The organism is Amycolatopsis orientalis DSM 40040 = KCTC 9412, assembly GCF_000478275.1.
GTDB classification, from domain to species: Bacteria; Actinomycetota; Actinomycetes; order Mycobacteriales; family Pseudonocardiaceae; genus Amycolatopsis; species Amycolatopsis orientalis.
Window position 1 is genome coordinate 21,125 of record NZ_ASJB01000073.1, and the last position, 8,621, is coordinate 29,745.

At 70.8% G+C, this 8,621-nt stretch carries 8 protein-coding genes; 7 read left to right on the top strand and 1 reads right to left on the bottom strand.

What is annotated here, in order from left to right; translation table 11 throughout:
• The first annotated feature begins 91 nt into the window (after positions 1-91).
• Positions 92-760, top strand: a complete 669-nt coding sequence (locus tag L324_RS26335) for a maleylpyruvate isomerase family mycothiol-dependent enzyme (protein WP_037314218.1) — start codon at positions 92-94, stop codon at positions 758-760.
• 3 nt (positions 761-763) lie between these two features.
• On the opposite strand, the gene L324_RS26340 is transcribed toward L324_RS26335, so the two are convergent.
• Complete coding sequence (locus L324_RS26340) at positions 764-1,090, bottom strand: rhodanese-like domain-containing protein (protein WP_037314221.1); 327 nt, start codon at positions 1,088-1,090, stop codon at positions 764-766.
• An 81-nt stretch (positions 1,091-1,171) separates the two neighbouring features.
• Between L324_RS26340 and L324_RS26345 the strand changes: the two genes are divergently transcribed.
• From L324_RS26345 to L324_RS26370, 6 genes are all read left to right on the top strand, one after another.
• Positions 1,172-1,747 carry a TetR/AcrR family transcriptional regulator gene (locus L324_RS26345; protein ID WP_037314224.1) on the top strand — a complete coding sequence of 192 codons (576 nt, stop codon included), beginning with the start codon at positions 1,172-1,174 and terminating at the stop codon, positions 1,745-1,747.
• Between the two features lie 30 nt (positions 1,748-1,777).
• Positions 1,778-2,170, top strand: coding sequence for a hypothetical protein (locus L324_RS26350; RefSeq protein WP_235783655.1), 393 nt, complete (start codon positions 1,778-1,780; stop codon positions 2,168-2,170).
• An 87-nt stretch (positions 2,171-2,257) separates the two neighbouring features.
• On the top strand, positions 2,258-4,528 hold the full coding sequence (secD, locus tag L324_RS26355; protein WP_051174105.1) for a protein translocase subunit SecD: 2,271 nt from the start codon (positions 2,258-2,260) through the stop codon (positions 4,526-4,528).
• Positions 4,529-4,617: 89 nt separating this feature from the next.
• Positions 4,618-5,805 (top strand): cation:proton antiporter domain-containing protein, encoded by a 1,188-nt coding sequence (locus L324_RS26360; protein ID WP_037314230.1) that lies wholly within the window; start codon positions 4,618-4,620, stop codon positions 5,803-5,805.
• A 143-nt stretch (positions 5,806-5,948) separates the two neighbouring features.
• Positions 5,949-6,932 (top strand): LysR family transcriptional regulator, encoded by a 984-nt coding sequence (locus L324_RS26365; protein WP_037314240.1) that lies wholly within the window; start codon positions 5,949-5,951, stop codon positions 6,930-6,932.
• Between the two features lie 131 nt (positions 6,933-7,063).
• Complete coding sequence (locus L324_RS26370; RefSeq protein WP_037314242.1) at positions 7,064-8,386, top strand: carbohydrate-binding protein; 1,323 nt, start codon at positions 7,064-7,066, stop codon at positions 8,384-8,386.
• The last annotated feature ends 235 nt before the right edge of the window (positions 8,387-8,621 follow it).

An 8,621-nucleotide genomic window follows, 5' to 3' on the forward strand; every position in this document is an offset into this window, starting at 1 on the left:
GCGGAATTCACCTCCCGAGTATCGACGACCGATGATTCGGGGCTCCGCGGGGAGTCTCACCTCCTGATAACGATGACTGGAGGGACTCCGGATGACGAATTCAGAACCGAAGACGCACGCAGCGACCGGGGTCTGGCCGCTGATCCACGCCGAACGGGTGGCGCTGGCGGACGACCTGGCCGGACTGAGCGAAGAGCGCTGGGAGACGCCGTCGCTGTGTTCCGGGCTGAGCGTGCGTGAGGTGCTGGCGCATCTCACCGCGGGGGCGAGCCTCACGCCGCTCCGCTGGCTGGCCGGGGTGATCCGCTGCCGGTTCGACTTCGACAAGCAGGTCGCCCTGCGGCTGGCCGAGCATCTGGGCGCGAACGGCGAGGAGACCCTGGAACGGTTCCGCCGCGTCGTCACCAGTACGACGAAACCGCCGCTGCCCGCCATCGCGATGCTCGGCGAGGCGGTCGTGCACGCCGAGGACATCCGCCGCCCGCTGGGTCTCCGCCGCGACTATCCGATCACCGTCCTCACCTCGCTGGCGGGCTATTACCAGGGCGCCGACCTGGTGGTGATGGCGAAGGGGCGCATCGGCGGACTCCGGCTGGAAGCGACGGACGGCCCCTTCGCCGTCGGGTCCGGGCCGCTCGTCTCGGGGACGACCCTGGCGCTGACCATGGCCATGACCGGACGAGCGGCCTATCTCACCGAACTGCGCGGCGACGGGGTCCCGATCCTGCGGCGGCGGGTGCCCCGCCGCGAACGGACGTGAGGCTCAGTTCTGTTCGAGGGGGAGCCCGGCGCCGGCCCAGTCCTCGATGCCCTCCCGGTACTTGCGGACGTCGGTGTAGCCGAGCGCGGTGAGGCGGTCGGCGACCTGTCCGCTGTTGGGGCACGCCGGGTTCGAGCAGTAGGTGACGATCGAGGCGCCGCGATCCGGCAGCACGGTGGCCGCCTGGGCGTCGACGTCGGCGAGGACCAGGGGGATGGCGCCGGGCAGATGCTGCTTGGCGTAGTACTCGCCACCCAGCGCGTCGACGACCGTCACGGTCCTCGCCTCGATCGCGGCCTTCAGTTCGTCACGGGTGATGAGTGCGGTCATGTCGCTACCTCCAGTTAATCGGACTATAGTCCGCATGTGCCCCATGACCATAACGGACCGCAGTCCGCTTCCGCAACGCCCTTGGAACTCCTGCGCACGCCGCCGCCCAAGGAACGGGCGGACGCCGCCCGCAACCGGGCCGCCATCCTGGACGCGGCCGCGTCCCTGTTCGCCGAGCACGGCGTCGACGCGGTGTCGATGGACCAGGTGGCGGCCGCCGCGGGCGTGGGCAAGGGGACGCTGTTCCGCCGCTTCGGCGACAAGGCCGGGCTGGCCGCCGCGTTGCTGGACGCCCGGGAACGGGTGCTCCAGGAAGGGGTCCTGCACGGACCACCGCCGCTGGGTCCCGGCGCCACGCCGTCGGAACGCCTCGTCGCCTTCGCGGACGCCTACCTCGACTACCTGCTCAAGCATCTGCCGCTGGTCCGGATGTCGGAGACGGCGGCGCCGGGGGCGCGCTACCGCATCGGCGCCTACCGGTTCTGGCACCGGCACGTGGCGATCCTGCTCGACGGCACACCCGATCCGGAGCACACCGCGCACGCCTTGCTCGCCCCGGTGGCGGCCGAGCATGTGACCGCGCTGCTGCCGGAACTCGGCGAGGAGCGGATCCGTGCCGGGATCACACGCCTGTGGCGGGCCGCCGGAGCCAAGTAGGGTGTCGGCGAGACCACGGGGAGAGTGCCGATGACGGTGGAGCGCCGGACGGACCGGCCTGCCAGGCAGGCCGTGCTGGTGCTGTTCGCCGCCGTGCTGACCTCGCTCGGACTGGTCTTCGCGCTCCACCCGGGCGATCCCGCCTCGGCGGCGGAGTCGCGCGGGGCGAACGCGACGATCGACTCCTCGGTCTCCAAGGCCGTCGCGCCGGTGCGTGCCGCGGGCAGGCTCGCCGCCGAGCCTTCGCTCCTGGGGGTGCACGGTCATGGTGACCTGCCTCTCTTCGGGACCGTCCCGCACGGACCCGCGTCGACGGCGCTGCTCCGCCTCGGCGAACTCCGGTCCGAGACCACTCCTCCCTCGTACGCGGCGCACCGCCTCGCGCTGGGGGATCGCGCTCCTCCTTTCCCGGTAGCCGTCTGAAGCTGACGGGCACGTCTTCCGCGTGCCCGGACCGGGAATCCGCGCGCCTTCTTCGCGCGCGGGTGAAGCCATCGAGGAGAACCCTTCGTGCCGCGCGAAACCGCGCGGCGAGGCATGACCGGGCGAGCCGTGGTCTCGCTGGTCGTCCTCGCCGCGACCGTGTACCTGTTGCTGACCACCGCCCCGCGTCTGGGGCTCGATCTGCGTGGTGGCACGCAGATCGTGCTGGAGACCAAGGATTCACCCACCGCCACCGCGAACGCCGAGACCACCGACCGGACGCTCGAGGTGCTGCGCCGCCGGGTCGACGCGCTGGGCGTGGCCGAACCCATGCTGGCGCGCTCCGGGGACGACCGGATCATCGTCGAACTGCCCGGCGTGCGGGATCCCCGCGAAGCCGTCGAGGTGATCGGCCGGACCGCGCAACTGTCCTTCCATCCCGTGCTCGCCGCCGCGACCGGTGATTCGCGCGTCCTTCCCGACGAGAGTGGCCAACAGATCACGCTGGGACCCGCCGCGCTGACCGGCGAAGGTGTCGACAAGGCGCTGGCGACGATGGATTCGCAAGGCGGCGGCTGGCTCGTTTCCGTTGACTTCAAAGGGGATTCCGGTCGTGCCTGGGAGCGGCTGACCGGGCAGGCCGCCTGTTCCTCGCCGGGTGATCCGGCCAGGCGGGTGGCGATCGCCCTCGACGACAAGGTGATCTCGTCGCCCCAGGTGAGCCCGCAGGTCGCCTGCGGGGTCGGGATCGTCGGCGGGAGCACGCAGATCACCGGGCGGTTCTCCCCGGCCGAGGCGAAGGATCTGGCGTTGCTGATCAACGCCGGCGCGCTGCCGACCCCGGTCGAGATCATCGAGCAGCGCACCGTCGGCCCTACGCTCGGCGCCGCCGCCATCGACGCCAGCGCCCGCGCCGCGGTGATCGGGCTGGCGCTGACCGCGCTGTTCCTGGTGGCGGTGTACCGGCTGGCCGGACTGATCGCGGTGGGCACGCTGGTCGCGTACGCCGCCGTGTCCTACGCGGCCCTGCTCGCCGTCGGCGCGACACTGACCTTGCCGGGACTCGCCGGGTTCGTCCTGGCCATCGGCATGGCCGTCGACGCCACCGTGCTCGTCTTCGAACGGGCGAGAGAGGAGCACTCGGTCAACCGGGGCGGTTCGCTGCCGCGGTCGGTCGGCCGCGGGTTCAGTGGGGCGCTGTCGGCCATCGTCGATTCGAACGTGACCACCTTGCTCGCCGCGGGGCTGTTGTTCTGGCTGGCGTCCGGTCCGGTGCGCGGCTTCGGCGTCACCCTGTCCATCGGCGTGGTGGTGGCCCTGTTCATCTCGCTCGTGCTCACGCGGTTGCTGTTGCATCTGACGATGCGGGGCGCGGTCGCGCGCGTACCGCGGATCTCCGGCCTCACCCACGAAGGCCGGGTCCGCCGGTGGGTGAACCGTCTCGATCCGGGTTTCCTCGGCCGTCCCCGGCGCTGGCTGACGGTCGCCGGTGCGATCGTCATCGCGGCCGTCACCGGGCTGCTGGTGGCCGGGCCGAACCTCGGCGTCGAGTTCACCGGCGGCCGGGTGATCGAGTACGGCACCTCGGCGCCCGCCGACGTCGAACGGGTCCGGGACGCGGTTTCCGACGCCGGTTTCCCGCGCGCCGTCGTGCAGATGTCCGGCGAGAAGGACATCTCGGTGCGCACCGAGCCGATCGACGAGGCCGCCACCGAGCGGATCCGGGCGGCCGTGGCCGGAGTCGCGGGGGACGCCACCGAGATCCGCGACGAGCAGATCGGCCCGAGCCTCGGCGCCGAACTGCGCGCCAAGGCGATCGTCGCGCTCGGCCTCGCGGTGCTGGCGCAGCTGGCCTATCTCGCGGTGCGGTTCGACTGGCGGCTCGGCGTGGCGACGGTGGCCGCGCTCGCCCAGGACGTGCTGATCATCCTCGGGATCTTCGCCTGGCTGGGCAAGTCGATGGACGGCGTCTTCCTCGCCGCGCTGCTGACCGTGATCGGCTATTCGGTCAACGATTCGGTGGTGGTCTTCGACCGGGTACGGGAGGTCCGGGGGCAGCGCCGCGGGGAGCCGTTCGCCCGCGTCGTCGGCACCGCGGTGCTGCAGACACTGCCCCGGACGATCAACACCGGGATCGGGGTGCTGTTCGTACTCGGCGCGCTGCTGGTCCTCGGGGACGGGTCGCTGGCCGACTTCGCCCTCGCGCTCCTGCTCGGCCTCGTCGCCGGCACGGTGTCCACTGTGGCCACCGCGGGTCCCGTGGCCATCCTGCTCGACCGGCGGTGGCCGGGGGCCGGACGTCCGGTCAGGAAGCCGTCGCGGGAGCGGAAGCGCGACGACAACGGCGCGGTGGTGTGATCGAAGTTCCTTTGTGGACCGCCGCGCCCGCCCGGTCTCTATGCTCGTTCCCGGTGGCAGGGGAGTCCACCGGGAACGAGGGGCGGTAGATGATCCAGAGCGTGCTCGTCGGCGCGGTCGTCGTGCTGGCGTGGACGATGACGGCGGCGCGGCTGGAACGGTGGCAGATCACCGCGCCGATGGCGATGGTCGCGGCGGGGCTGGCGATCGGGTTCACCACCCGCAACGATCTCGGCAACGGGCTCAACACCGAGATCGCCCTCAACGCCGCGGAACTGATCCTCGCGCTGCTGCTGTTCGTGGACGCCACCGCGGTCAAAGGCGGCTATCTCGGCCACGACGGCAAGACCGCGGTGCGGTTGCTGCTGATCGCGCTGCCGCTGACGATCCTGATCGTGCTGGGCGTCGGCCTGCTGACGCTGCCGGGGCTCGGCTGGACGGCGGTCCTGCTGATCGCCTGCATCATCGCCCCGACGGATTTCGCGCCCGCGACGTCGGTGGTGCACGACGTCCGCGTGCCCGAACGCGTCCGGCATCTGCTGAACGTCGAGAGCGGCTACAACGACGGCGTCGTCGCGCCGGTGTTCATCTTCGCGCTCACCCTCGCGGGGAGCCGCCACCAGGCCAACACGCCGGGTGAAGCCCTGCAGGCGGCGATCCCGGCGGCGCTGCTGGCGGTGCTCGTGGGGTCCGTCGTCGGCGCGGTGGCGGCGGTGGCGATGAACGTGACGGGCAGGCACGGCTGGTCCACCCGGCATTCGGCCAGGGTCGCGGCCGTCGCGCTGCCGCTGCTGACCTACACCGCCGCCGTCGCGATCGGCGGCAACGGATTCGTCGCCGCGTTCATCTGCGGGATCGCCTACAAGGCCGCCCGGCACCCCGGCGAGGACGAACTCGGGCTGGCGGAGGACGTCAGCTCGCTGTGCGGGCTGCTGATGTGGTTCGTGTTCGGCAGCACGGCGGTGCTGGTGCTGTCGTTCGGTCTCACCTGGGGTGTGGTGATCGTCAGCGCCGTCGCGCTGACCGTCGCCCGGCTGATCCCGGTCCTGCTCACCTTGCTGCGGACCGATTTCCGGTGGCGGGACCGGATGACCATCGGCCTGCTGGCACCGCGCGGAGCGGCGTCGATCGTGTTCGGGTTGCTGGCCTACAACTCCCTTGAGGGGGAGGCGGCGGACATCGCGTTGAGCGTGATGGTGGTGACCGTGCTGGTGAGCGTCGCCGCCCACGGGGTCGGGGCATCGGCGTTCCTGAACCGCAAAGCGAAGAGGTCGTGAGTGGTAATGACGGTTAGAACCGTCATTACCACTCACGAGAAAGTGCGGCAGGGCTTGCTGACATCGTTGGCATGTTGGGAAGCGAAGCCATTTGGCACAGTTCTTCACTTGGTCTAGTCCAGTTACCGCTCTAACGTAGAGGGATGGAGCTGGAACTGCGCCACCTGCGCATCATGTGCGCGATCGCAGAACTCGGAAGCATCACCAAAGCGGCGAACACGCTCGGGATGGCGCAGCCCGCGTTGACCGCCCAACTGAAGCGCATCGAACGGACGCTCGGCGGGAAGCTCTTCCTGCGCGATCACACGGGGACCCGGCCGACGGCGCTCGGCCTTCTCGTCCTCGACCGGGCCAAGATGGTGCTCCCCGCCGTCTCGTCCCTGCACGACGAGGCGGCACGCCTCGCCCAGCACTCCGGCACCGGCGAACCGGTCACGTTGCGGCTCGGCTCGGCGACGGGCCCGATGCTGGGGGCGCTCCTGCAGCGCCTCGGCACCACCCATCCCGACATCCACGTCGCCACGCATACGTCCTGGTCGGCCAACGAACTCGCGGGCATGACCGCCGAAGGCGCGCTGGACTTCGCCTTCGTCGGCGTCTGCGGTGACGCCGCGCCGCCGCCGGCGCCCGGTCTACGGTGGCGGACGCTCGCGCATCATCCGGTGTTCGTGCTGATGTCGGCACGGGACGAACGGGCGCAGCACGACGAGGTGGAACTCGGCGCGCTGGCGGACGAACGGTGGTGCGCGACGCCGGGGGACGGCTGCTTCGGTGACTGTTTCGCCTCCGCGTGCGCCAGGTCGGGGTTCACCCCGCGATCGCTGTACGAGACCGATGTCCTGACCTGCATCGAAATGGTCGAATCGGGACACGCGGTGGTGCTGTGCCAGCCGCTGTTCCACGAGATCCCCGGCATCGTCGCCGTCCCGATCGCGGGAAACCCGCTGAGCTGGCGGAATCTCATCGGCTGGTCGGAACGCGGCGAGATGGGCCCGTTCGCCGCGGAGATGATCGCGCTGTCCCGCGTGGTGTACGGCGAACTGATCGACCGGCGGCCGACCTACTCCAAGTACCTCGAGCTGAACCCGGGTTATGGCGTCGACTACACGGACGCCGGGGTGCATTGACCAGCGAAAACGCGGTAAAAAGGTCCAGTCCACTGAGGTGGATATGATCTAAATGGTATGTACCCTTAGCGGGAGGCGCCTCGTACGGTCGGGACTGGATCCCTTCCGGCACGTTACGAGGAAGCGCCTCAATGAACCGAAAGATCGTAGCGGCCGCCGCGGCGGCCATCGCCGTCGGCGGGCTGGTCACGGCCGTCGCGCTGACGCCGAGCGCCAGCGCCGGCCAGACCGTCACGGCGGCGGGCCAGGTCCAGGCGGAGATCGTCGCGGCACTGTCACGCGACCTGAAGATCAGCCCGGAACAGGCTGAAACCCGCCTCGCGGACGAGCGGAAGGCGGCACTCGCCGACAGCGCCCTCAAGGCCCGGCTCGGCTCCTCCTACGCCGGGTCCTGGCTGGACGCGGCCGGGACGACGCTGACCGTCGCGGTCACCGACGCCGCCCTGGCGGACACGGTCCGCGCCGCGGGTGCGACCCCGAAGACCGTCACGCGGAGCGCCGCCCAGCTCGACGCCGCGAAACTTTCCCTGGACACCAAGGGATCCAGCGCGCCGAAGACGGTGCCCGGCTGGTACGTCGACGCCACCACCAACTCGATCGTCGTCCTGGCCCACGCGGGTTCGGAGGCGGCCGCCCGGTCGTGGGCGACCGCGTCCGGCGTGCGGCCCGACGCGGTGCGGGTCGAGACCAGCACCGAGAGCCCGGTTCCGCTGATCGACGTCATCGGCGGCAACGCCTACACCTTCGGCTCGGGCCGGTGCTCGGTCGGCTTCTCGGTCGAGGGCGGTTTCGTGACCGCCGGGCACTGCGGGACCACCGGCACCCGCACCTCGAACCCGAGCGGGACCGTGGCGGGCTCCAGCTTCCCCGGCAACGACTACGCGTGGGTCCGCGTGGACGCGGGCAACACGCCGCGTCCGCTGGTGAACCGCTATCCGGGCACCGTGCCGGTGGCGGGATCGCAGGAGGCCGCGATCGGCGCTTCGGTCTGCCGTTCCGGTTCCACGACCGGCTGGCACTGCGGCACCATCGAGCAGAAGAACGCCTCGGTGAATTACCCGCAGGGCACCGTTTCCGGCCTCACCCGGACCAACGCCTGCGCCGAGCCCGGCGACTCCGGTGGCTCGTGGCTCGCGGGCGACCAGGCGCAGGGCGTCACCTCCGGCGGTTCCGGCAACTGCAGTTCGGGCGGCACGTTCTACTTCCAGCCGATCTCGGAGATCCTGAGCGTCTACAGCCTGCGCCTGGTGACGTCGGGCTCGAACCCGCCGTCCAGCACCACCGCCACGACCACGCCGACCGACCCGCCCACGGGAACCTGGGCGGCGGGCACCACCTACGCCGTGGGGGCGACGGTCACCTACAACGGCGTTTCCTACCGGGCCCTGCAGGCCCACACCGCTCAGGTCGGCTGGGAGCCGCCGAACGTCCCCGCCCTCTGGGCGCGCTCCTGACCGCCTAGCCGTCCGGGCCACACGCAGGGGTGCGCCCGGACCCGACCGTCCCCGACGTCGTCCGTGCGTCGGGGGCGGTCCCTTTTCGCGCGGGGTCGTGAGTGGTGAAGAGCGTTCTATTTGAGAGGTGAGGCGAACATGGCTGGGTGGTGCGCTCCGGGGTCGGGTGGGGTTTCGTGGCCTGGGGTGTCCTGAAGGCCCCCTTTCGGACGTGGAGCGTCTCGAAGGTTCCCTT

Bases quoted from the DNA above. Each gene is read 5' to 3' on its own strand.
- L324_RS26335 (WP_037314218.1), top strand. From the start codon at position 92: ATGACGAATTCAGAACCGAAGACGCACGCAGCGACCGGGGTCTGGCCG.
- L324_RS26340 (WP_037314221.1), bottom strand. From the start codon at position 1,090: ATGACCGCACTCATCACCCGTGACGAACTGAAGGCCGCGATCGAGGCG.
- L324_RS26350 (WP_235783655.1), top strand. From the start codon at position 1,778: ATGACGGTGGAGCGCCGGACGGACCGGCCTGCCAGGCAGGCCGTGCTG.
- L324_RS26360 (WP_037314230.1), top strand. From the start codon at position 4,618: ATGATCCAGAGCGTGCTCGTCGGCGCGGTCGTCGTGCTGGCGTGGACG.
- L324_RS26365 (WP_037314240.1), top strand. From the start codon at position 5,949: ATGGAGCTGGAACTGCGCCACCTGCGCATCATGTGCGCGATCGCAGAA.
- L324_RS26370 (WP_037314242.1), top strand. From the start codon at position 7,064: ATGAACCGAAAGATCGTAGCGGCCGCCGCGGCGGCCATCGCCGTCGGC.